The organism is Paraburkholderia monticola, assembly GCF_001580545.1.
Lineage (GTDB): Bacteria > Pseudomonadota > Gammaproteobacteria > Burkholderiales > Burkholderiaceae > Paraburkholderia > Paraburkholderia monticola.
This window is the reverse complement of sequence record NZ_LRBG01000035.1, coordinates 327,123-350,643: the sequence shown is the minus strand read 5'-3', so window position 1 is coordinate 350,643 and position 23,521 is coordinate 327,123. Positions and strand designations below refer to the sequence as shown.

Below are 23,521 nucleotides of genomic sequence, written 5' to 3'. Positions count from 1 at the left end.
CTCACAGTGGAAAGATCCCGAGCACGACGCACGCGATCGTCATCACGACCGACGCGCCGAACAACAAGGGAAACGTGAATCTTTGATGATCGGCCAGATCGATACCGCACAGGCCGACCACGAGGAACGTCGCGGGCGTGAGCGGGCTGACCGGAAAGCCGGTCGTCATCTGTCCAAGCAACGCGGCCTGGCCGACGTGCACCGCGGGCACGCCGAGCTGACCGGCGACTTCGGCGATCACCGGCAGTACACCGAAATAAAACGAGTCGGGATCGAACAGCATGCTGAGCGGCATCGACAGCAGGCCGAGCACGATCGGAATATGGTTCGCCATCGCCGGCGGCACGAAGCCGACCGCCGCCTGCGCCATCGCTTTCAGCATGCCGCTGCCCTGCATGACGCCCGTGAACACGCCGGCCGCGAGCAGGATGCCGGCCATCATCAGCGCGGCGCGCGCATGCGCGTCGATGCGTTTGCGCTGCATGTCGACGTTCGGATAGTTGACCATCAACGCGATGCACAAGCCCACCATGAACATGATGGCCGGCGGAATCTTCTCGCCCATCACGACCATCGTGCCGAGCACGATCAGCGTCAACACGATGTTGAACCAGAAGTTTTGCGGGCGGCGCAGCGCCTGTTCTTCCGGCGTCAGCTCGCGTTGGGGCATCGGCACGGCGCCGCTCGCGGCGGTGAGGCCGAGGCGCTTTTCCTCGCGCCGCCCGAGCCAGTACGCCATCGAGAACACAAACACGAGACCGATCGCCTGCACGGGAATCAGCGGATTGAACAGCGCCGAGATCGGCAGATGCAGAGACGCCGACGCGCGAATCATCGGTCCCGTCCACGGCAGGAAGTTGATGCCGGCCGCCATCGAGACCGCCGCGGCGAGCACGCGCCGGTCCATCTTCAGGCGGTCGTAGAGCGGCAGCATCGCGGGAATCGTGACGAGGAAGCAGACAGCGCCGGAACCGTCGAGGTGGATCAGCAGCGCGAGCAGCGTGGTGCCCATCACGATACGCGTGGGTCGCGTGCCGACCGCGCGGAGGATGCGCTCGATGATCGGGTCGAGCGTGCCGGCGTCGGTGATCGTGCCGAAGTACAGGATCGCGAACACGAACATGCAGACGACGGGCGCGAGGCTCTTCAGTCCGTCGACGACGAACTTGCTCGTCTGCAAGCCGAAGCCGCCAATCAGCGACGCCGCGAGCGGCACGATGATCAGCGCGACGAGCGGTGACATGCGTTTCGACAGGATCGCGCCGAGCAGCACGACGATGGTAGCCAGCCCCAGCAATGGCAGCATGAGCTTGTCTCCAGGTTGTTTTCTAGTGTGATCGAGCGTAAGTTCGGAGCAGCAATAAAACAATTGAAATGAATTGATTGCAGCAATCACAAACCATCATGGATCTGAATCTACGGGATATCCGCGCGTTTATCGCGGTCGCGCAAACGGGCAGCTTCACGCGCGCGGCCGCGAAGCTGCATCTATCGCAACCGGCGTTGACGGTGCAGATTCGCCGGCTCGAGGAAACGGTCGGCCTGCGCCTGTTCGACCGCAACAGCCGCAACGTCGCGCTGACGCCGACCGGCCGCGAATTGCTGCCCGTGCTGCAGAAATCGCTCAACGACATGGAGCACGTGCTGCTCGATGCGCGCGCGCTCGGCGAAGGCGCGAGCGGCACGGTGCGCATCGCGTGTCTGCCGACGTTCGCGGCCAGTGTGCTGCCCGAACTCGTGCAGGCGCTGAGAAAAGCCGTGCCGCGCGTCGGCTTCGAGGTGCGCGACGCCGTCGCCAGCATGGTCAACACGCTGGTGCGCAATGAGGAAGCCGATATCGGGCTGACGGGCGGCGAGCTGAACGACGGCGGGCTCGAGGTGCTGCATGCGGGCATCGACCGGCTCGTCGCGGTGTTGCCGAAGCAGCACGCACTCGCGCGGCGGCGCCGGCCCGTCACGCTCGCCGATCTGGCGAACGAACCGCTCGTGCTGACCGCGCAAGGCACGAGCGTGCGCGCGGTCGTCGATAGCGCCTTCGCCGACGCCCAATGCGTGCCGCGCATCGCCTGCGAGCCGACCTACATGATGAGCGCGGTCGCGATGGCGCGCGCCGGGCTCGGCATCACGATCCTGCCGGCGTCGGCGCGCGAGGTGCGCGCGGAACCCGAGCTGGTTGCGCGGCCGATCGACGAAGCGGCCTTCACGCGGCCCATCGCGCTAATCAGAAAGCGCGGCAGGACGCTGCCGCCCGTCACCGAGACTTTCGTCGCGATGCTGATCGAACGGCTCGACGCGGCATAGGGCCGCACAGCATCGTTTCGCGCCTCGCGCGCGGCCCCTAATTTTCACGATACGAAACGATGCCGCGTCTCGTAAAAAATCATGGTGCGTGGCACAAACCCGCCGTTTCACGATGTCCGGCGGCGTTGCACATCGCGAAATGAAACGTGCAATCCTTTGTTTTTACGGAGATATTTTTAAGATAAAGAACCGTTTGACGCCCGCTTGCACGCGGATTCGCTGACGTAGACTCTTTTACAAGAGCACGCGCTTCACGCAGTCGGATTCGAGGGGCCCCACGACACGGGCCACCCAAATCCCACAGATTGCGAAGAAGCCGTCACGAACCGCGGTTTTTGATTGGCAACTGGGAGACTAAAAATGAAAGGCTTTCGCTTTGGTTCGACGCAAGGAGCGTTCTACATTCTGCCGGGTCAGGACGGCTGGGAAGCCACTTACGGCAACGAAACGCTCGGAGAATTCTCGAGCCCGCAACAGGCCGCCGACGACCTCGCGCGCGGTCTGAGCTGCGAGCATCTGGCCGAGCTCGACACGTCGACGCTCGAGATTCCGGAGAAGCTCGCCGATTGGGAAATCGTTCACGTTTAAGGACGGCTATGACCGACGGCGACGTAACGGTGACGGCAGAAACGACAATGGCGCCCGAGGGCGCCATTGTCATATTTGCGGTCCTGCTGCGTGTTTACCGCGTGGCTTTCAAGGCCGCCGCCGCACTCGTCGCAACGCTCACCGCTTCGATCGCAAACGTGCTGGCCTCACGCCACCGAATCGACGATCGCGTTCAGCGTCGCGCTCGGGCGCATCGCCTTGCTGGTCAGCTCGACGTTCGGACGGTAGTAGCCGCCGATATCCACCGGCTTGCCCTGCGCCGCGCCGAGTTCCGCGACGATCTTCGCCTCGTTGTCGGCCATCGCCTTGGCGACGCCCGCGAACTGCGCTTGCAGCGCCGCGTCGTCGGTTTGCGCGGCCAGTGCTTCGGCCCAGTACATCGCGAGGTAGAAGTGGCTGCCGCGATTGTCGATGCCGCCGACCTTGCGCGCCGGCGACTTGTCGTTGTCGAGGAACTTGCCGGTCGCCTGATCGAGCGTTTTCGCCAGAACCTGCGCCTTCGGGTTGTGGTACGCCGTGCTCAGATGCTCGAGCGACGCCGCCAGCGCGAGGAATTCACCGAGCGAATCCCAGCGCAGGAAGCCTTCTTCGACCAGCTGCTGCACGTGCTTCGGCGCCGAACCGCCCGCGCCGGTTTCGAACATGCCGCCACCGGCCATCAGCGGAACGATCGACAGCATCTTCGCGCTGGTGCCCAGTTCCATGATCGGGAACAGGTCGGTCAGGTAGTCGCGCAGCACGTTGCCGGTGACCGAGATCGTGTCCTGGCCCGCGCGGATGCGCTCGACCGAGAACTTCGCCGCTTCGACCGGCGTCATCACGCGGATGTCGAGGCCGTTCGTGTCGTGATCCTTCAGGTACTGCTCGACCTTCTTGATGATCTGCGCATCGTGCGCGCGCGCCGCGTCGAGCCAGAACACGGCCGGCGTGCCGGTCGCGCGGGCACGGTTCACGGCGAGCTTGACCCAGTCGCGGATCGGCGCATCTTTGGTCTGGCACATACGGAAGATGTCGCCCTGCTCGACCGGCTGCTCCAGCAGCACCGCGCCGGCTTCGTCGATCACGCGCACCACGCCGTTCGCCGCAATCTGGAACGTCTTGTCGTGTGAACCGTATTCTTCGGCGGCTTGCGCCATCAGACCGACGTTCGGCACCGTGCCCATCGTGACCGGATCGAACGCGCCGTGCTTCTTGCAGTCCTCGATCACCGCCTGGTAGACGCCCGCGTAGCAACGGTCCGGAATCACCGCCTTCGCGTCGTGCAGCGCGCCGTCGGCGCCCCACATCTTGCCCGACTCGCGGATCATCGCCGGCATCGAGGCGTCGACGATCACGTCGCTCGGCACGTGCAGGCTCGTGATGCCCTTGTCCGAGTTGACCATCGCGAGCGGCGGACGCTGTTCGTACTGCGCCTTGATGTCGGCTTCGATCGCCGCGGCGGTTTCCGCCGGCAGATCCTTCAGGCGCGCGTACAGATCGCCGATGCCGTTGTTCGGGTTGAAGCCGACCTTGGCCAGCGCTTCAGCGTGCTTCTCGAGCACGTCCTTGTAGAACACCGACACCACGTGACCGAAGATGATCGGGTCCGAGACCTTCATCATGGTGGCCTTCAGGTGCACCGAGAACAGCAGGCCGTTCGCCTTCGCGTCGGCGATCTGCGCTTCGATGAAGCTGCGCAGCGCGTTCTTGCTCAGCACCGACGCGTCGATGATCTCGCCCGCCTGCACCGCCGTCTTCGCCTTCAGGACCGTGGTCGTGCCGTCGGCGGCGGCCAGTTCGATCTTCACGCTACCGGCTTGCGCGACCAGCGCCGACTTCTCGCTGCCGTAGAAATCGCCGGCGCTCATGTGCGACACGTGCGACTTCGAGTCCGCGCTCCATGCGCCCATCTTGTGCGGATGCTTGCGCGCATAGTTCTTCACCGACAGCGGCGCGCGGCGATCCGAGTTGCCTTCACGCAGCACCGGGTTCACCGCGCTGCCCTTGATCTTGTCGTAGCGCGCCTTGACGTCCTTTTCGGTGTCATTCGTCGCGACGTCCGGGTACGACGGCAGCTTGTAGCCCTGGTCGCGCAGCTCGGCGATCGCGGCCTTCAGTTGCGGCACCGAAGCGCTGATGTTCGGCAGCTTGACGATGTTCGCTTCCGGGCGCGTGGTGAGTCCACCGAGCTCCGCCAGATCGTCGGAAGCCTTCTGTTCCGGGCTCAGGTAGTCCGGAAATGCGGCAATGATCCGGCCGGCGAGCGAGATGTCACGCGTTTCGACGAGCACGTCGGACGAGCGGGTGAACGCCTTGACGATCGGCAGCAGCGAGTACGTCGCCAGTGCGGGCGCTTCGTCGGTCAGGGTGTAGATGATCTTCGGCGGTGTGGACATGATTGATGCTTTGCTAGGAAGTGGTAGACAGAGCGTTGGCGGTCATTGCCAGCGCAAATCGTGGCGCGGCGGCGACGGCGTCGGTTCGGCACGACGCAACCCCGCGACCTTCGTTTTGCGACACGACCGAGAGTATATGCGCGTTTTCCACTAAATGTGGCCAAACAAACAGGTCCAGAGACCCCGCTCAAAGGGGTCGAGTCCCGCCGGACAAGGCTTTGCGGCCGATTGCCTGGCTCTTAAGACAGATATCTTATAGATGACTTGCGGAATATTATTTTTGGACAAATGCGAATCGCTCGCATTGATTGGCCGCAAATCGCCGTGTCTGATGTCCCGCCCGAACAGGATGGTCCGCCCCGACATTGCGCCGAGGCGGCCACTGCTGGTGCCACTCAGGTGCCAGGCACCCGCTCACTTCAGCCGCCGCCGGCGTCTCACGCCCGCGCTTCGCGCGCCACGACCTCCTGCGCCGGCGTCGTCGACGGACGGCGCACGAGCGTCCACAACAGCGTCGCGCCGATCAGATCGCCAAAACCCAGCGCAACGAAAAACGGCGTATAGCCGACGCGGCTCACGAACCAGCCCATCGTCATCGTGAACGCGAAGTTGCCGAGCCCCGCGACGAGCGCGGCCAGTCCGGTCACCGTGCCGACTTCGCGGCGCGGGAACAGATCGGCCGACATCGAGATCACGGTGATCGACAGCGTCTGATGCGCGAAGCCGCCGAGGCACAGCAGGAACACCGCCAACGCCGGACTGCGGACGAAGCCGACACCGGCCATGCCGATCATCAGGAACGCGGCCATCGTGAACGCGATGCGCTTGCCGTTGACGATCGGCACGTCGAAGCGGCGCTTGAGCCACGCCGACAGCGGACCGCCGACCATGCAGCCGAGGTCGGCCGCGACGAACGGCAGCCACGCGGTCAGCGCGATCGCCTTCAGATCGAAGCCGCGCGCCTGGTACAGATAGAGCGGCATCCAGTAGACCAGCGTGCCCCACACCGGATCGGCGCAGAAACGCGGCAACGCGATGCCCCAGAAATTGCGCTGCTTGAGGATCTCGAACACCTTCGGGCCCGAACCGTCCGCGACGCGCAAGCCGGCTTCCCGGGTCGTGCCGATATAGTTCGCCTCCTCCTGCGACAACGCCGGATGACGATCCGGATGCCGATACAGCAGCAGCCACAGCACGGCCCACGTGAGCCCGAGCCCGCCGACGATCAGAAACGCGACGTTCCAGCTGTAGTGCAGGATCGACCACGCGATCAGCGGCGGCGCCAGAATCGCGCCGGTCGATGTGCCGAGGTTGAACACGCCGGCGGCCGTACCGCGCTCGTGCGGCGGGAACCAGTACGCGGCCGCGCGCATGCCGCCCGGAATGAACGAGGCTTCCACCAGCCCGAGCAGGCCGCGCAGCAGGAACAGCCCGACCCAGCCCGAGGTGAAGCCATGCGCCATGCAGATCAGCGACCACGCGACGCCGCACAGCAGAAAGCCCATGCGCAAGCCCACGCGATCCATCAGATAGCCGGTCAGCGGCGCGCCGATCGGATACATGACGAGAAACGCGCCGGTGATCCAGCCGTATTCGTGCGTCGAAATGTTCAGGTTGTGCAGCACCGTCGGCGCCGCGACGCTCAGCGAACTGCGCGCGAGATAGTTGGTGATCGTGCCGAGCGTGAGCAGCCCGATCATCCACCAACGCAGTCCTTTTACCTTGATAGTCATGTGTTTCCTCGTGTCTCCCTACCTCGTGCGCGGCTCAGGCGAACAGCGTGCGAGTCGTTGATTATGGTTCGAGCGCGGCGGCCAGCGCCGCACAACCCGGGTCGAGCCGCCACGGTCCCGCATAGCCTTCGACGTGCGCCGCTGCCCGCCGCGCATCGAAGCGCACCGTGCTGCGCACGAATTCCTGGAGCGGCAGTTTGCCAGCCGCGTACGGTTCCAGCCAGTGCAATGCGGCGGCGAGCCGCGCTTGCACCTGCGGCGCGCCGCCGACGCTTGACTGTTGCTACGACCCCTACGTCGATGCTCAGGCAACCGTGCGCAGTTGCGCCAGCAGGCCGCCGTCGACGGGCAGCACGTGGCCCGTGATGAACGACGCCGCGTCCGATGCGAGGAACAGCACCGGACTCGCCGCTTCGTCGGGGTCCGCGTGACGCGGCAGCGGCAAGCCGCGCGCGGCCGCGGGATCGACCTCGCGCACGTGCGAATGCGGAATCTGCGCGGGCGCGATCGCGTTGACGCGAATGCCGTGGCGGCCGAAGTCGGTCGCGAGGCAGCGTGTGAGCGCGTCGATGCCGCCCTTCGTCATGTCGTAGATCGCGTTGTTGCGATGCGCGCGCTGCGCCCCCGGCGACGACACGTTGACGATCACGCCCCGGTACTCGCGCGCAATCCAGTCGCGAATCGCCTCGAGGCTCAGCGCCCAGGTCGCGCGCAGGTTGACGTTGAAAATGCGGTCGAAGTCGTCGAGGCTCGTATCGAGCGACGGCACCTTGGTCTGGGTCATGCCCGCATTGTTGATCAGGATGTCGATGCCGCCGTGCCGCCGCGCGCGATCGAGGATCTCCTGCCGATGCTCGGCGAGCGCGAGATCGCCGATCACGATCTCGCAGCGTTCGCCGAGTTGTGCCGCGAGCGAATCGAGCGCGTCGGCGCGGCGTCCTGCCGCGATCACGTGCGCGCCGGCACGATGAAAGCGCTTCGCGATCGCCATGCCGATGGCGCCGCTCGCGCCTGTCACCACCACGACCTTGCCGCTGAAATCGAATTGAATCTGCATAGTGCTGTCCGTTGAGTTGCCGCGTGAGAAACGCGGCTGAAGGAAAACGTTTTACTCAACTTTAAGGATAACAGCGCGACAAGTCAAACAGCTTTCAGTCATGGGGCGCTTAGGGTAAATACTGGGAAACAGGCTGAGCCCTTGTGCATAGCGGCTCACAAACCCAAAACCCAAGGCCGCTCCGTGGCTTTTCCCACCCGCGTCCGATCCCACGCCGCAGCCGCTCGACCGCATTTACGTGCCACGCTCATTTCGCTAGAATGCGAAATCGTTATCCTCCCAGCAGCCGACAGCATTCGCGCCGCTCATCGATGAAGGAACCCGTACCCATGAAGATCGTTTCCGTCCGCGTCACGCCCATCGCCATCAGCGACCCGCCGCTTCTGAACGCGAGCGGCGTGCACGAACCCTTCGCGCTGCGCTCGATCATCGAGATCGAGGCCGACAACGGCCTGATCGGCCTCGGCGAAACCTACGGCGACAAACCGGTGCTCGACGGCCTGCTGCAGGTGAAGGACCACCTCGTCGGACTCAGCCCGTTCGATCTGAACGGCGCGGCGCGCGCGGTACACGCGGCGCAGTCGTCGGGCGCGGCGCCCGCCAACGCGGTCGAAATCGATCTCGCGCCGGGCTCGCAACTCGACAAGGCCGAGCAGAAGCTGTTCGGCGCGTTCGAAGTCGCGCTGCTCGATCTGCAGGCCCGCTCGCTCGGCGTACCGCTGCACGAGTTGCTCGGCGGCGCCGTACGTCGCCAGGTGCCGTTTTCGGCGTACCTGTTCTTCAAGTTCGCCAGCGACGTCGATCCTTCGTATCGTCCCGACAGTTGGGGTGAGGTGCTAACGCCGGAGCAGATCGTCGGGCAGGCACGCACGATGATCGATCGTTACGGCTTCGGCAGCATCAAGCTGAAGGCTGGCGCGCTCGAACCGGATGTCGAGGTGGCGAGCCTGAAGGCGCTCAAGCGCGCATTCCCGAATCATCCTTTGCGAATCGATCCGAACGCGAACTGGTCGCTCGACACCTCCATCAGAATTGCGAGGGAACTCGAGGGCGATCTCGAATACTACGAAGATCCGACGCCGGGCCTCGAAGGCATGGCCCAGTTGCACCGCGCGACGGGCCTGCCGCTCGCGACCAACATGGTCGTCACCGGCATGGACGAGTTCCGCCGCAACGTCGCGCTGAATGGCGTACAGATCGTGCTGTCGGACCATCACTACTGGGGCGGTTTGCGCGCGACACAAACGCTCGCCGCGATGTGCGACACATTCGGCCTCGGCCTGTCGATGCATTCGAACTCGCACCTCGGCATCAGTCTGATGGCGATGTCGCATCTGGCGGCGGCGGTGCCGAACCTCACGTACGCGTGCGACACGCACTACCCGTGGCAAGACGACGAGGTGCTGAAGGGCGGCAAGATCAACATCGAAGGCGGCTGCGTGACGGTGACCGACGCGCCGGGGCTCGGTGTCGAACTCGATCGCGACGCGCTGCGCGCGCTGCACGAGCGCTACCTGGAATGCGGCATTACGCAGCGCAACGACGCCGCGCAAATGCGCAAGCTGCGTCCGGAATGGATCGCGAAGAAGCCGCGTTATTGATGTCGCTCGGCAGCGCCAACACCGCTGTCGTGACGCTGCGTTGCGGCGAAATCGAAGCCCAATTGCTTCCGTCACTCGGCGCGCGAATCGGCGGTCTGCGCCGCCACTGCGCCGACGCCGCGCCATTCGACTACCTCGTTCCCGTCGAACCGCGCGGCTTCGCGTTGCAGCGCTGGCAACGCGCGGGCTGTTTTCCGATGCTGCCGTTCACGAACAGGTTCGCGCGCAATACGCTCGCGTGGCGCGATGCGGCGCTCGAACTCGCCGCGCCCGACACCTCGGCTTTCCTGCATGGCTGGGGTTTGCGCTCGGCATGGCAGGTCGAAAGCGCATCGGCCACGCGTTGCACGATGACACATGCGTTCGACGCCACGAGCGCTTGGCCGTGGCGCTATCGCGCGCATTTGACGTTCGATCTACACGCTGACGGCATCGCGTTGACGCTCACCGTGCTCAACGAATCGTGCGAGCCGATGCCGTTGGGCGTCGGGTTTCATCCGTACTTCGCGCTGAACGGCACCGTCAGCGCAACCACGCGAGCCACGGCGCGATGGCATGCGGACGAAACCAGCGATGGCCTGCCACGACACCGCGAAAGTCTCGCGGGCGAGTTGCACGTCGAGCTGAAACCCGACGCGCTACCGAGCGAAACCTTCACATGGTTCTGCGAAACCGAAGCGCCCGCGCGAGCAGTGATCGACTATCCGGACACAGGTCGACAAATCACACTGACGAGCTCGCAAGCAGATCACGTGGTGGTTCATCACCGCGCCGGCGAGCGCTTTCTGTGCGTCGAACCGTGCACCCACCTTGCGGGGCGACTCGACCCGGCTCATCACATCGCGCTGCCGAACACGCCGGCGACCTTCGACATGCATCTGCAATTGCGCTAAGCGCAAACGATTGCCGCGAGGCATGCACTGAGCGCCGCTCACACGCCCCGCAAGGCGCTCGCCTTTACCGCTATTGCGATAACCGATATGATCGACAGATCATTCAAAAAGGCCATGCTCCGCCGATGAAGAAGGGTGCCACCATTCGCGACGTCGCCGCTGCAGCAGGCGTATCGGTCGCGACCGTCTCGAAGTACATGAATGGGACCCAGCGCTTCACTCCGGCCGTCGAGGCGCGGCTCAAGGAGGCGGTCGAGCAGCTCGGCTACCGTTCGAATCCGCTCGCCCGTTCGATGATCACCGGGCGCACGCATACCATCGGTCTCGCCATTCTCGACATCCGCAATCCGCATTTCACCAACATCGTGAAGGGTGCGAATCGCGTCGCCCTTCAGCACGATTACACGCTGCTGCTCGTCGATACCGAAGAGAGCCAGGAGCGCGAAAAAACGCTGATCGAGTCGCTCGCACAACGCGTCGACGGCATGATCGTCAGCTCGCGCATGCCCGACGAATCGGTGCAATGGCTGCTCGATCTTGGCAAGCCGGTCGTCCTGTTCGGGCGCAGCGCGCGCTTTTCGATTTCGAGTGTCGGCACCGACAGCTGCCTCGCCGGCTACATGCTCGCGAACCATCTGGTCAAACTCGGCCACAAGCGCATCGCATATCTGGGCTTTGGCCGCTCACGCTGGAACGACGAGCGGATTCGCGGCATTCGCAACTGCCTCGACGAACACGGCCTGCCACTCGACATTCACGAAACAGAGAGCCCGTCGGCCCCGGCCGGCGAGCGTGCGTGCTCGGGCCTGATGCTCGGCCCCAAACGGCCGGACGCCGTGATCTGCTACAACGACCTGATCGCGCTCGGCTTCATCAAGGAAGCGCGCGAGCTGGGTTTCTCGTTGCCGCACGACGTCTCGGTCGCTGGTTTCGATAACGTGCCGTACGGCGAGTACGCGTCGCCGGCGCTGACGTCGGTCGACTTTCAGAGCGAGAAGATGGGCGAGCTCGCCATGACGAAGCTGATCAACGAACTGCACGGCAAGAGCGAAGAAGGTGCGGGTTATTCGATGCTCGATCCGCATCTGGTCGTGCGGGAGTCCACGGTTCGGCGAGGGGTGGCGGAGCCGGCGGATGATGCGTCGGGTGCCGATGCCCGGACGCGCAAGAAAGCGAGTCCCACCCAAACCTGACAGGGCGACCGGCGCGCCGGTCCCCCGCAGGCACAACCCTGCTTACTCCTCGCGGCCCAGGAACTCGACCACCATGCGGTTGAACTTCTCCGCATGCTCCCACTGCGCCCAGTGCCCGCAACGCGTGAAGATATGCATGTCCGCATTCGGCATCCCGGCGACGAGACGCAGGCCCACGTCCATCGGCACGAAACGATCGTCGCGCCCCCAGATCACGAGCGTCGGCGCGGCCACCTCCCCAAGGCGCGGGCCGAAGTCGTTGAACTGCTTCGGATTCGCGGCGAGGCTCGCGACGAAGTTCTCGAGGTGATCGCGACGAGCCAGCATGTTCGCAAGCCGCGCCTGCATCAGGTCTTCGGTCAACGCCTTCGAGTCGAACACGAAGACGCTCATCATGCGCTGCAGGTTCTCGATGGTCGGGTTGCGGTACAGCCCTTGCAGCAGCTTGATGCCTTCGGTCGGCATCGGCACGAACTGGCTCGGGCCGCCGGTGCCGCCGCCCATCAGCACGAGCTTGCCGACGCGCCGAGGCTCGGCGAGTGCGAATGCGACCGCGCTATGCCCGCCCATCGAGTTGCCGATGATATGCACGCGTTCGATATCGAGCGCATCGAGCAGCGCCTTCAGACAGCGAGCGTTCAGTTCCGAGCGCGACGCCTTGCAGACGATCGGATCGCTCTTGCCCCAGCCGAGGCAGTCCATCAGGATCACGCGATAGCCCGCCGCGACGAGCGGTTCGACGTTGCGGTGGAAGTTGGCCCAACCGGTCGCGCCCGGTCCCGAGCCGTGCAACATCACGACCGTTTCCGTGCCCTGCCCCACGTCGTTGTAGTGGATCTGCATCTCACGGCCATCTTCGGTGATTCGAACGAATCGGCTGGTCGCTTCTTCGGTGATCGCCGTTGCCTGGGTGTTGGTGTTGCTCATATCGAATTCCTTGCTTTCACGCGTTGAGTGATCGCGGGCCGCCCTCGATGGCCAACCCGCTCGGTATTTCGGGCTGCAAAACTATTGCACGACCGCCGGGGTATAACGACGCGTCGAGCGGCTCACGACGAGCCACGCGCCAATCGCGGCGACCGCGATCAACGGAATACTCGCGCCGAGCAGCACGGTCGCGCCCTGACCGATCGCGAGCAGTTGCCCCGCGATCAACGGTCCGAGGATCGAGCCGAGACGGCCCACCGCCACGGCCGCGCCGACACCGGTGCCGCGCACTTCGGTCGGGTACAGGCTGCTCGCGAGCGCATACAACACCGATTGCCCGCCGACCAGAAACAGCCCCGCAAGCAATCCGCCCCACGCCATCGACGTGCCGCCGTTCGCGCTCAGTAACGCACCCAGCGCGACGACGATGCCGACGTACATGCCCGCGACCGTGCGACGCCGGCCCATCCGGTCCATCATGCCGGCGATCACGATCGCGCCGATGCCGCCGCCGATGTTGAACATCATCTGCACCACGCCCGACTGCACGCGAGTGAGCCCGCGCGTCAACACGAGCGACGGCAGCCAGTTGATCAGGAAATACAGCACGATCAGCGTGCCGAGATAGCTGATCCATAACGCGATCGTCGTGCCCGCGCGGCCTTCCCGCCACAGCGCGCGCGTCACGCTGGCCGATTCATCGCGTCGCGCGTCCCTGGTCGCGCGTGCCGCGACGAACTGCGCCGACTCGCGCAGAAACAGCGCCAGCAGCGGCAGCACCAGCAGCGGCCCGAAACCGCCGACGTAGAAGATATGCCGCCAGCTCGCATCGCCCGGACTGAGGATGCCGACCACCGCGGCGAGCGCCGCGCCGAACGGCATGCCGCAATACATCGCGCCGACCGCGGTGTTGCGCTGATCGGGCCGCGCCGCTTCCGAGCACAGCGCGATCAGGTTCGGCATCGCCGCGCCGAGACCGAGGCCGGTCAGAAAGCGCGCGGCGAGCAGACTGTTCAGATCCCACACCTGCGCGGTCGCGAGCGAGAAGATGCCGAACAGCGCAACCGACCACATCAAGACGCGCTTGCGCCCGAGCCGGTCGGCCAGACGTCCGCCGATCGCAGCGCCCGGCAGCAGCCCGAATGCGCCGATGCTGAAGGCCCAGCCCATCTGCGCGACCGCGAGATGGAACTCGCGCGCCATGCGCGGCGCGGCGAGGCCGGTGGATTGCAGGTCCACCCCTTCGAGCAGCGCGACGATCAGGCAGAGCCCGATCGTCAGCGCGCCGCTGGCGGGAGGTTTCGTCGAGTGCGTTGCTTGCGTTGCTTGCGTTGACTGCCGCATAAAAGTCTCCAATGTTGATTCAGCGTCGCTCTTGCGGCGACCTTGCCGGATGAAATGAACGCTGCGCGCGCGGCATGCGGTGCCGTCGCGCAGCGTCGGGGTCATGAAGCCGCGGCGTCGCTTGCACGCGCGCGCTTCAGATCGAGCGCGACGTCGACGATCATGTCTTCCTGGCCGCCGACCATGCGGCGCTTGCCCAGCTCGACGAGAATGTCCACCGTCTTCAGGCCGTACTTGTTCGCGGCCACTTCCGAGTGGCGCAGGAAGCTCGAATACACACCCGCATAACCGAGCGCGAGCGTTTCGCGATCCACGCGCACCGGCCGGTCCTGCAAGGGCCGCACGATGTCGTCTGCTGCGTCCATCAGCGTGTAGAGGTCGGTGCCGTGATTCCAGCCCATGCGCTCGGCCGCCGCGATGAACACTTCGAGCGGTGCGTTACCGGCACCGGCGCCCATGCCCGCGAGCGAGGCATCGATGCGGTCGCAGCCTTCTTCCACCGCGACGATCGAATTCGCCACGCCGAGCGACAGGTTGTGGTGCGCGTGGATGCCCGTTTGTGTTTCGGGTTTGAGCACGGCCTTCACCGCGCGGAAGCGGTCTCGCACGTCGTTCATCGTCAGCGCGCCGCCCGAGTCGACCACGTAGATGCAGGTCGCGCCGTAGCTTTCCATCTTCTTCGCTTCGATGACGAGGTTTTCCGGCGTGGTCATGTGGCTCATCATCAGAAAGCCGACGGTGTCCATGCCGAGTTCGCGCGCGTACTCGATGTGCTGCTTCGAGATGTCCGCTTCGGTGCAATGCGTGGCGACACGCACCACGCGTGCGCCTGCCTGATACGCGGCCTTCAGATCGTGGATCGTGCCGATGCCGGGCAGCAGCAACGTGGCGATTTGCGCGTGCTCGACCACATCCGCCACCGCTTCGATCCATTCGAGGTCGCTGTGCGCGCCGAAGCCGTAGTTGAAGCTCGATCCTTGCAGACCATCGCCGTGCGCGACTTCGATGCTGTCCACCTTCGCGCGATCCAATGCGCGGGCGATGTCCTGCACGTTCTGGATCGAGTACTGGTGACGAATGGCGTGGCTGCCGTCGCGCAGCGTCACGTCGGAGATATACAGTTTCTTGTCCATGCGGAAAGTCTCCTTAAGCTTCGGATGCCTGCACGAGCGCCTGCGCCATGCGCTCGGCGGTCGCGAGCGCGGCCGAAGTCATGATGTCGAGGTTGCCTGCATAGGCGGGCAGATAGTGCGCGGCGCCTTCGACCTCGATGAAGATCGAAGTCTTCAGGCCGCTGAACTTGCCGAGGCCTGGAATATTGAGTGGCGCACTCGCGGGGATTTCATCGAACTGCACCTTCTGCTTGAGGCGATAGCCCGGCACGTAGGCCTGCACCGCCGCAGCCATCTGCTCGATCGACTGCTCGACCTTCTCAAGGTCGGCCATCTCGGAGAGCGTGTAGACGGTGTCGCGCATCATCACCGGCGGCTCGGCCGGGTTCAGCACGATGATCGCCTTGCCCTTCGCCGCGCCGCCGACCGCTTCGATCGCCTTCGAGGTGGTCTCGGTGAATTCATCGATATTCGCGCGCGTGCCGGGACCGGCCGACTTGCTGCTGATCGACGCGACGATTTCCGCGTAGTGCACCTTCGCCACGCGCGACACGGCGGCGACCATCGGGATCGTCGCCTGACCGCCGCAGGTGACCATGTTGACGTTGAGCGCATCGAGGTGCGTGTCGAGATTGACGACCGGCACGCAGTACGGGCCGATTGCGGCGGGCGTCAGGTCGATCACGCGAATCGAAGGCTTCAGCTTGCGCAGCAGCGCATCGTTCTTCACGTGTGCACCGGCCGAGGTCGCGTCGAACACGAAATCGATGTCGTCGAACACCGGAAGACGCGTCAGACCTTCGACGCCTTCATGCGTGGTCGCCACGCCGAGCCGTGCGGCGCGCGCGAGGCCATCCGAATTCGGATCGATGCCGACCATCGCGGCCACTTCGAGATGCTTGCCGTGCCGCAGAATCTTGATCATCAGATCCGTGCCGATATTGCCTGAGCCGATGATCGCGGCCTTGAGTTTTTCGCTTGCCATATGAGTCCTCAATGGAGTGCTTGCGATTGCTTGCTTGATGCGGAGAAAGTCGCGCGGACGCTGCCGAGACCGTCGATCTGCGCGCTGAAGGTGCCCGGCTGCGTGACCGCGACCATCGGGCCCAAAGCGCCGGTCATCAGCACGTCGCCGGCACGCAGCGGCGTGCCGAGCCGAACCATGCGGTCCGCGAGCCACGCGGCGGCGTTCAGCGGATTGCCGAGGCAGGCCGCGCCGTTGCCGCGCGACAGTACCTCGGCATCCTTCGAAAGCGTCATCGCGCAGGCCGCGAGGTCGATATCGCGCAGCAGGACCGGGCGGCTGCCGAGCACGAAGCGCGCGCTCGACGCGTTGTCCGCGACCGTATCGACGAAGCGGATGTTCCAGCCTTCGATACGGCTGTCCACCACTTCGATCGCCGCGACCGCATAGGCGGTCGCGCGGATCAGATCGGCGTACGTGTGACGTTCGTGAAGCAGATCGTGCTCGAGCACGAGTGCGATCTCAGCTTCGACCTTCGGCTGGATTAGTTCGTTAAGCGGAATCGGCTGGTCGTCGCCATACGCCATCGATGCGAACAGCGCGCCAAAGTCCGGTTGGTCGACACCGAGTTGACGTTGCACTGCCGGCGATGTGAGCCCGATCTTGCGGCCGACGATGCGCTCGCCCGCCGCGACGCGCGCGGCCACGTTGGCCTGCTGCACCGCGTACGCGAGTTGCTCCGCGTCGGCCGGGTTCGACAGTTCGGCAAAGCGCGTGTCGTCGCGCAGCGGCGCGATCGTCGCGCGCGTTCGTTCCGATTCGCGCAGGCGCAGGGCCAGCGCATCGACATTGGTCTGAGTGTTCATAGCGGGTACCTGATCCGGTTAGAGGTGGGCCGTCACGGCGCGTGCGTGCATCGCGCCGTAGCCCGCGATCCATTCAGGGATCGCACGGTAGTAATCGAGCGACGCGCGATACGGGCCGCTTGCGTTCAATGCGCCGAACGCGGCGATCCACGTACGGATTTCGTGCGCGGACTTGCCGCCCTCGCGCGTGATCGCGCTGTCAGTCAGGCCGTCGAGGGCCGTCAGTTCGCCATCTTCGAGCAGCTTCAGGAACGCGCGGTCCCATTCGGGATTCAGCGGATGCAGACGGCTGTCGCCCGCGGTGAAGGCGCGCGCCGCGGCGATCGTGCGCGCCTCGCGCGCCGCGCGTGATTCGGCCGACGGATTGCGGCCGGCGATCAGACGTTCGGCGACTTCCTCGCTCGCGCCAGCCAGCTCCGGCACCGGCGGCTCGTGCGAGATGCCGCCCGAGCCGATCACCAGCACGCGCCGGTTCGAGCGTGCCAGCGCGCGGCCCAGCGCATCGCCGAGCAAACGCGCGCGGCGGCATGAAGCCAGCGGCGCCGCCACCGAATTGATGAACACCGGCACGACCGGATAACGATCGAGGCCGCCGAGCAGAATCTCGAGCGCTTGCGCGCAACCGTGATCGACCTGCATGCGGTACGACACCGCCACGTCGACGTCGCTCGCGAGCACTGCTTCGGCGAGTTCGAACGCGGTATCGGCGGGCACGTCCAGCGGGCCGGCAAGACTTTTGAAGTCGCCGACCGCGCTCGCCGACGCACCGATGCAGAACGGCGGCATCACGTCATAGAAGAACCCGTTGTAGTGATCGGGCGCAAACACGACGACCAGTTCGGGATCGAACTCGACGACGCGCGCGCGCGCCGCCGCATGCACGCGCTCGACTTCCGCGACGACTTCAGGCGCGGGATCGTAGTAGCCGTGCAAGGGTGTATGGGACAGACATTCGAGCAGCATCGGCATATCAGGCTCCGGCGGTTGCGACGGTTGGGAACGTGACGACACCGTCGTGCCCGAACGCCGCTTGCTGGCCCGCGCCGGCCGTGTCAGCGCACGCCGCCGCGTCGAGATGCAGCTTCTGCGCGAGTTCGACCACCAGTTGCGACACCTGCTGCGGCGAGCCCATGCCCGCGACGAAGCGATCGGGGCGCAACAGCACGACCGATTCGGGCACACGCGCAAACCAGTCCTTCAACCGTGTGTTGAGGTCGCCGATCGCAATCACGTCGTCAGGCACGTCGTCATGGAAAGACAATTGCGTGTCCGGCTTCGCGACCACGAAGCAGCCGCCGAGGCGCCGCCAGATCGCGCGCGCTTCCTCCGACAAACCGAAGGTCGGCTCCGCGCCCCAGCCGATGATCGCGAAGCGGTTGCCGAGCACGTCGTCGAGTCGCACGACGTCACCGCCCAGCGTGCGTACGCGCGGCTGAATGAACATGCGACCGACCGGCGAATGACAGTGCGGATCGCGTCCATACACGAGGCGGCCGAGCCGCGATTCGCGCTTCTCGCTCATCAGACCGAGCAAACGGCCCGGCGCCGAATGACCGGAGCGTTCGAGCGCGCGCGCGAGCCAGCCATGCTTGCGCGGTGTGCGTGCGAGCAGGACGACGCCGCTTTCATAGCGCGGCATCGGCTTGAAACGCATTTCGACGAAGTAGCGCTTGACCGCCGGAAACCAGTTGAAGGTACGCACGAACGCGTCGCGAAACCTGATGCCGAAGCGGCTCGTCGGCGCGAAGATGTCGCCCGCGACTTCAGACAGATGAATCATCGAGCGCGCGTGCGAACGACGCTCGGCGGTGTAGGTATCGAGCAGCGCAGCGCCGGCGACACCCTTGACCACCATCGCGAGTTTCCAGCCGAGGTTGCTCGCGTCGCGAATGCCGCTGTTGTAGCCCTGGCCCTGCCACACCGGCATGATGTGCGCGGCATCGCCGGCGAGCAGCACGCGATTCACGCGGAAGCTGCTCGCGAGCCGCGCGTTGTGCGTATAGACGCGCTTGCGGATGTAGTCGACTTTCTGCGGATCGGCAACGACCTTGCGGATCAGCGCGGCCAGGTTCTCCGGCTTCGACAGCTCTTCCTCGGTCTCGCCGGGCATCACCATGAACTCGAAGCGGCGAATCCCGTGCGGCAATGCGGCCGACACATAGGGGCGCCGCGGATCGCAATGCATGTACACGTGCGGCGAGCCGATCGGGTCGTTGCGTACATCGACGACGATCCACTGATTCGGCTTCGTGCGGCCCTCGAACGGCACGTCGAGCGTGCGGCGCACGAAGCTGTTGCCGCCGTCCGCGCCGACCATGTACGACGCGCGGATCGTGCAGCGGCTACCCTGCGCGTGTTCGGTTTCGATCGTGACGCCGCTGCCGTCCTGCGTGAACGAATCGAGCGTGTGGCCGAACAGCACCTCGACGTGCGGGAAGCGTTGCAGACCGTCGAACAACACACGATCGGCCAGCGGCTGAATGAATGCGTTGCGGCGCGACCAGCCGAACTCATCGGTGCGCGGTTCGATCGACGCGAAGCAATGACCATTGCCCGTGACGAAACGCATCCAGTGATCGGGGGTCGTGTGCGGCAGCAATCGATCGGCGAGGCCGATGGACTGGAACACGCGCAATGCCTCGTCATCCAGACCGATTGCGCGCGGATAGTCGATGATCTGGTCGAGCTTTTCGATCAGCACGACGCGTACGCCCTGCAGGCCAAGATAGTTGGCGATCATCAGACCGACGGGGCCGGCTCCGATGATCGCGACGTCGGTGGTGACGGTTCCGCTGCGCTCTTGCGCAGCCACCGTATCGAGCGATGCGGGCATGTTGTCTCCAGTTGTCGACCCGACTGGCTGGGTCGAAAAATCAGGGAGCGCGGCGGCGGGAACCGGCCGTCACCACAGCGAAAAATCGCTTGCGGACAACAGCTTGCGTCTCCATGAATTCGTTGATTTGTTGGCAGTCTAGGACCGGCCATGTGCTCGCTCAACAAAATCTGGAAATTGTGCATAGAATGCACATAGTTGATTTAATTGGAGTTTTACGTGACCAAATACACGAACGTGCGAGGTCTCTCGCGCGGCTTGCAGGTGCTGCAGGCGCTCAACTCGATGGACAGCGGCCGCGCGACGAGCCAGCAGATCAGCGAACTGACCAGGCTGCATCGCACCACCGCGCGGCGGCTGCTCGAAACCTTGATGGAGGAAGGCTTCGTGCGGCGCAGCGCGTCGGACGACAGCTTCCGGCTCACGTTGAAGGTTCGCGCGCTGAGCGAAGGCTTTACCGACGACGAACGCATCGCCACCATCGCTCCGCCGGTCATGGGGCGCCTGCTGCAACGCGTCGCGTGGCCGTCGGATCTGACCACGCCCGACGGCGACGCGATGATCATCCGCGAAACCACGCACCGCTTCAGTCCGCTGTCGTTTCATCGCGCGATGGTCGGCCGGCGTCTGCCGATCCTGCTGACCGCGGCGGGCCGCGCGTACTTCGCGATGTGCCCCGACGAAGAGCGCGAGGACATACTCGATCTGCTGCGCGCGGGCGCGGGCGGCGAGGAGCAGAAGGCGCTCGCGTCGAACGACGCGTTGATCCGCAGCCTCGTGCGACGCGTGCGCGCGGACGGTTTCGGTTCGAATCACGGCGACTGGGTGGACCAGGGCAAGATCGGCGCGGTCGCCGTCGCGATCGTGTTCGAGGAGCGGGTGCTTGCGAGTTTGAACGTGGTGTTTCTGACGCGGGCGGTGTCGCTCGCGGAAGCGAAGCGGCGCTATGTGCCCGAGTTGCAGACGGCCGCGCGCGAGATGGTCGATGAGCTTGCGGCGGAGGCGAGCGCGAGGCGCGGAGCCGGCAAGACGCGTGCGACGCGCGAGCGGACGTCGTGAGTTGATCGGCTCGCTTCGCCTGATTCGATTAATCCGTATTCCAGATCAATTGCGTCATTAACCTTAACGAAATCTTAAGAGATTCGTCCGTTACGCAGAGAGTCGATGCAAACCTTAACGGCCACTTAAGGCACGCGAAAAATAGAAAAAATATAGCTCTCAAGCACTCTGGAACGGCGCCGATAGACAGAGCGCAGTACTCGTCTTTTACAAGGAGATCAAAGTGTCTATTCAGGCAGTGGCTCAAACCACGACAGGGGCAACAGGCTCGGCCGTCGCGTCGAGTTCGGGGTCGAAGGCGACATCGGCGGCGCCTACATCCAGCACGAGCAGTTCATCATCGGCGGGATCGACGACCGGCAGCACGTCGTCATACACCGTCAGCATTAGCAACGCGGCGCGCGCCCTGCTCGCTGAAGCCAGCGAAACCTCGGTGCAGACCGCGCAGGAAGCGGCAAAGGGCGACCGACAGGCTCAACGCCTGCTCGCGAAGGAAACTGCGGCCAAGGCTGGCTAAATACGCCAACCTGTCTGCACCCTGAAAAGCAGACCGCCGCGCTGAATCGGCGGCGGTCTTTCCAGCATTGAAACACTCGCAACCCGTCAAGCAACTCAGAACCGCGTGCGAATACCCGTGGTCAATTCCAGCTGGTTCCGCGCGCCATGCGTCGTCGCGACGACGTAGCCGTCGTGCAGCTTCATGTAATCGCCGGCCACGTACAGCTCGGTGCGCTTCGACAGGTGGTAGAACATCGACGCGTACAAGGTTTCCTTGTAGCCGCTGGCCGTGCCGGTGTCGGGATTGAAGCCGAGGTTCGCATTGGCGGTGCCGCCGCTGTCGTCGAACGCCGCGTTCGAGGCATGCATCTGCTGGTAGCCGATCGCATAGTCGAACGGCCCCTTCGGCGCCAGTTTGACTGAGACGGTCCATGCATTGTCGTGACGTTGACCCAACGCGCCCTGATCGCCGGAGTAGTGAAAATAACCCGCGTTCAGACGAACGATGTTGAACCGGTAGTTGCCGCCGATCGAATAGGCCTGATTCGTGAAGCCGTTGTTGTTGACGTGGTTGTAGAACGCGGACACGCTGAACGGACCGCCGTTATAGCCGAGCGCGCCGGTGTAGGTCGCGTCGGTGCCGAAGCTCGTGTGATTGCCGAATGCATACCCCGCCGCGGCGAATACACCGCTGTCAAAGAGCTTTTTCCATACCACGCCGTTTTCATAACGCGTGCCGGTTGCGCTGCCCGCGTAGAAAATCAGTTGCTTGAAGTTATTGGCGTTGGTCCAGCCGCCTTCTTCGGTGGTCAAGGCGGCGCTGCCGTACGGGTCGCCGTAGATGGCGGCGGCGTCGCGCGCCACGGTGTTCTGGAAGCCGGCCGTGACCTTGCCGAACGTGTCGCTTTCGAAGCCGACCCAGGCGTCGCGGTCGAAGATCTGACCCGGGTCTTCCATCGCGCCGTCGCTCACGCGGTATTCCGCTTCGAGGCGGAAGATCGCTCTCAGCCCGCCGCCGAGATCTTCCGCGCCCTTCATGCCGAAGCGGCTGCCGCTGAACCACGGCTCGCCGTCGATACCCATCGAAATGACGTGCTTGCCGTTCGCGTTCGCATTGGTCTGATACGTCACCGCGCTCAGATCCATCAAGCCATACAGCTGCACGCTCGACTGCGCGTGAACGCCGCTCATCGCCAAAGCACTACCGCCCGCCACCAGCAACGACCTGGTCTTTGTTCCCATCTTCTCCTCCGCTCTTTCTGTGTTGAATTGATCCGACATCGGCTTGCAAAGCGAAGCCAAGAATAGTCAGAGCAACCCTTCACGCCTCTTTCGCGAAAGAGCGGTGGAAGTCGGTGAAAACACTAGAACAGCGTGCTATTGACAACCGAAGACGAGTCGATGATCTGCGTTTTTATCGCGCTGTCATATCAGCTCGTGGCAAATGCTTCGCGCGGTTCTTCTTCGCGCAGAATGTATCCGAGCCCGCGCAGCGTCATGATCTTCGCAGTAGATGCCGCGAGATGCTTGCGCAACCGGTGGATATAGATATCGATCGCATCGGCGCTCGGTTCCTCGTCGAGCGTGAAGATCTTGTCCATCAGCGTGGCTTTCGAAACGGTCTTGCCTTGCTTCAGTATCAGCGCTTCGAGGATCGCATGTTCGCGGCGGCGCAGCGGCAAGCGTTCGTCCTGCAGCACGAATTCGCGCGAATCGAACAGGTAACGCAGATTGCCGCATTCGGTCGACTGGCCTTTGTCGCCGGCAGCCTGACGGCGAATCAGCGCCTTGATGCGCGCCACCAGTTCACGCGCATCGAAGGGCTTGACGACATAGTCGTCGGCGCCCGCGGAAAAGCACGCCACCTTGTCGTCGGTCGAGCCGTTTGCGGTCAGCATCAGCACCGGCACGTTATCGCGCTTGCGGCGCAACCTCGCGAGCACCTCCTTGCCGCCGATGCCGGGCAGGCGCATATCCAGCAGCACCGCGTCATAACACTGCAGACCGAGCAGCGTCTGTGCGCATTCGCCGTTCTGCGCCCAGTCAATCGCGAATTGTTCGACCTGCATCAGGTTCATCACCCAACGCGCGAGGTCCGCATCGTCTTCCACGAGCAACAGTTTCATCGGTCTCCTCCCGTTTGCGAGTCGCGCATG

General features: G+C 64.4%; 21 protein-coding genes. 6 read left to right on the top strand and 15 right to left on the bottom strand.

Annotation, left to right across the window (positions count from 1 at the left end):
- Position 1 precedes the first annotated feature (1 nt).
- Positions 2-1,306: a CitMHS family transporter gene (locus CI15_RS22390; protein ID WP_062131200.1), complete on the bottom strand. Its 1,305-nt coding sequence runs from the start codon at positions 1,304-1,306 to the stop codon at positions 2-4.
- Positions 1,307-1,404: 98 nt separating this feature from the next.
- On the opposite strand from CI15_RS22390, the gene CI15_RS22385 reads away from it, so the two are divergent.
- Together CI15_RS22385 and CI15_RS22380 are read left to right on the top strand one after the other, a co-directional pair.
- Positions 1,405-2,301 (top strand): LysR family transcriptional regulator, encoded by an 897-nt coding sequence (locus CI15_RS22385; protein ID WP_062131197.1) that lies wholly within the window; start codon positions 1,405-1,407, stop codon positions 2,299-2,301.
- A 360-nt stretch (positions 2,302-2,661) separates the two neighbouring features.
- Entirely contained in the window at positions 2,662-2,889 is a 228-nt protein-coding gene (locus CI15_RS22380) for a hypothetical protein (RefSeq protein ID WP_008920027.1), read from the top strand.
- Between the two features lie 167 nt (positions 2,890-3,056).
- Here CI15_RS22380 and CI15_RS22375 read toward each other — a convergent pair whose 3' ends face one another.
- The 4 genes from CI15_RS22375 to CI15_RS22360 form a co-directional block, all read right to left on the bottom strand.
- The gene (locus tag CI15_RS22375) at positions 3,057-5,285 is read right to left on the bottom strand and encodes an NADP-dependent isocitrate dehydrogenase (RefSeq protein ID WP_062131192.1); all 2,229 of its coding nucleotides are present in this window, start codon (positions 5,283-5,285) and stop codon (positions 3,057-3,059) included.
- A gap of 437 nt (positions 5,286-5,722) precedes the next feature.
- Positions 5,723-7,018 carry an MFS transporter gene (locus CI15_RS22370; protein ID WP_062131189.1) on the bottom strand — a complete coding sequence of 432 codons (1,296 nt, stop codon included), beginning with the start codon at positions 7,016-7,018 and terminating at the stop codon, positions 5,723-5,725.
- Between the two features lie 61 nt (positions 7,019-7,079).
- Positions 7,080-7,271, bottom strand: coding sequence for a hypothetical protein (locus CI15_RS22365; RefSeq protein WP_062131186.1), 192 nt, complete (start codon positions 7,269-7,271; stop codon positions 7,080-7,082).
- Positions 7,272-7,322: 51 nt separating this feature from the next.
- Positions 7,323-8,075: an SDR family NAD(P)-dependent oxidoreductase gene (locus CI15_RS22360; protein ID WP_062131184.1), complete on the bottom strand. Its 753-nt coding sequence runs from the start codon at positions 8,073-8,075 to the stop codon at positions 7,323-7,325.
- A gap of 329 nt (positions 8,076-8,404) precedes the next feature.
- Here CI15_RS22360 and CI15_RS22355 point away from each other — a divergent pair, with 329 nt between their 5' ends.
- From CI15_RS22355 to CI15_RS22345, 3 genes are all read left to right on the top strand, one after another.
- A complete protein-coding gene (locus tag CI15_RS22355; protein WP_062131182.1) occupies positions 8,405-9,676 on the top strand; it encodes a glucarate dehydratase family protein in 1,272 nt (423 codons plus the stop codon).
- On the top strand, positions 9,649-10,569 hold the full coding sequence (locus CI15_RS22350; protein ID WP_062131179.1) for an aldose epimerase family protein: 921 nt from the start codon (positions 9,649-9,651) through the stop codon (positions 10,567-10,569). Before CI15_RS22355 ends, CI15_RS22350 begins: the two co-directional genes overlap by 28 nt.
- Before the next feature lie 125 nt (positions 10,570-10,694).
- Positions 10,695-11,762 (top strand): LacI family DNA-binding transcriptional regulator, encoded by a 1,068-nt coding sequence (locus tag CI15_RS22345; protein WP_062131176.1) that lies wholly within the window; start codon positions 10,695-10,697, stop codon positions 11,760-11,762.
- 42 nt (positions 11,763-11,804) lie between these two features.
- Here CI15_RS22345 and CI15_RS22340 read toward each other — a convergent pair whose 3' ends face one another.
- From CI15_RS22340 to CI15_RS22310, 7 genes are all read right to left on the bottom strand, one after another.
- Entirely contained in the window at positions 11,805-12,689 is an 885-nt protein-coding gene (locus CI15_RS22340; protein WP_062131173.1) for an alpha/beta fold hydrolase, read from the bottom strand.
- Between the two features lie 81 nt (positions 12,690-12,770).
- Positions 12,771-14,033, bottom strand: coding sequence for a 3-(3-hydroxy-phenyl)propionate transporter MhpT (gene mhpT / locus CI15_RS22335; RefSeq protein ID WP_062131661.1), 1,263 nt, complete (start codon positions 14,031-14,033; stop codon positions 12,771-12,773).
- A 101-nt stretch (positions 14,034-14,134) separates the two neighbouring features.
- Positions 14,135-15,166 (bottom strand): 4-hydroxy-2-oxovalerate aldolase, encoded by a 1,032-nt coding sequence (gene dmpG / locus CI15_RS22330; protein ID WP_062131171.1) that lies wholly within the window; start codon positions 15,164-15,166, stop codon positions 14,135-14,137.
- Positions 15,167-15,179: 13 nt separating this feature from the next.
- On the bottom strand, positions 15,180-16,130 hold the full coding sequence (locus tag CI15_RS22325; protein WP_062131168.1) for an acetaldehyde dehydrogenase (acetylating): 951 nt from the start codon (positions 16,128-16,130) through the stop codon (positions 15,180-15,182).
- Positions 16,131-16,138: 8 nt separating this feature from the next.
- Positions 16,139-16,975 carry a 2-keto-4-pentenoate hydratase gene (gene mhpD / locus CI15_RS22320; protein WP_062131165.1) on the bottom strand — a complete coding sequence of 279 codons (837 nt, stop codon included), beginning with the start codon at positions 16,973-16,975 and terminating at the stop codon, positions 16,139-16,141.
- Positions 16,976-16,993: 18 nt separating this feature from the next.
- Positions 16,994-17,944 carry a 3-carboxyethylcatechol 2,3-dioxygenase gene (locus tag CI15_RS22315; RefSeq protein ID WP_062131163.1) on the bottom strand — a complete coding sequence of 317 codons (951 nt, stop codon included), beginning with the start codon at positions 17,942-17,944 and terminating at the stop codon, positions 16,994-16,996.
- 1 nt (position 17,945) lies between these two features.
- A complete protein-coding gene (locus CI15_RS22310) occupies positions 17,946-19,808 on the bottom strand; it encodes a bifunctional 3-(3-hydroxy-phenyl)propionate/3-hydroxycinnamic acid hydroxylase (RefSeq protein ID WP_062131160.1) in 1,863 nt (620 codons plus the stop codon).
- Positions 19,809-20,027: 219 nt separating this feature from the next.
- Between CI15_RS22310 and CI15_RS22305 the strand changes: the two genes are divergently transcribed.
- Positions 20,028-20,867, top strand: coding sequence for a DNA-binding transcriptional regulator (locus tag CI15_RS22305; RefSeq protein ID WP_062131658.1), 840 nt, complete (start codon positions 20,028-20,030; stop codon positions 20,865-20,867).
- A 243-nt stretch (positions 20,868-21,110) separates the two neighbouring features.
- Here CI15_RS22305 and CI15_RS37020 read toward each other — a convergent pair whose 3' ends face one another.
- The 3 genes from CI15_RS37020 to CI15_RS22295 all read right to left on the bottom strand — a co-directional run bounded on the left by CI15_RS37020 (position 21,111) and on the right by CI15_RS22295 (position 23,491).
- On the bottom strand, positions 21,111-21,254 hold the full coding sequence (locus CI15_RS37020; protein ID WP_161950052.1) for a hypothetical protein: 144 nt from the start codon (positions 21,252-21,254) through the stop codon (positions 21,111-21,113).
- 225 nt (positions 21,255-21,479) lie between these two features.
- On the bottom strand, positions 21,480-22,607 hold the full coding sequence (locus tag CI15_RS22300) for a porin (RefSeq protein WP_062131157.1): 1,128 nt from the start codon (positions 22,605-22,607) through the stop codon (positions 21,480-21,482).
- Positions 22,608-22,795: 188 nt separating this feature from the next.
- Entirely contained in the window at positions 22,796-23,491 is a 696-nt protein-coding gene (locus CI15_RS22295) for a response regulator (protein WP_062131154.1), read from the bottom strand.
- Positions 23,492-23,521: the final 30 nt, after the last annotated feature.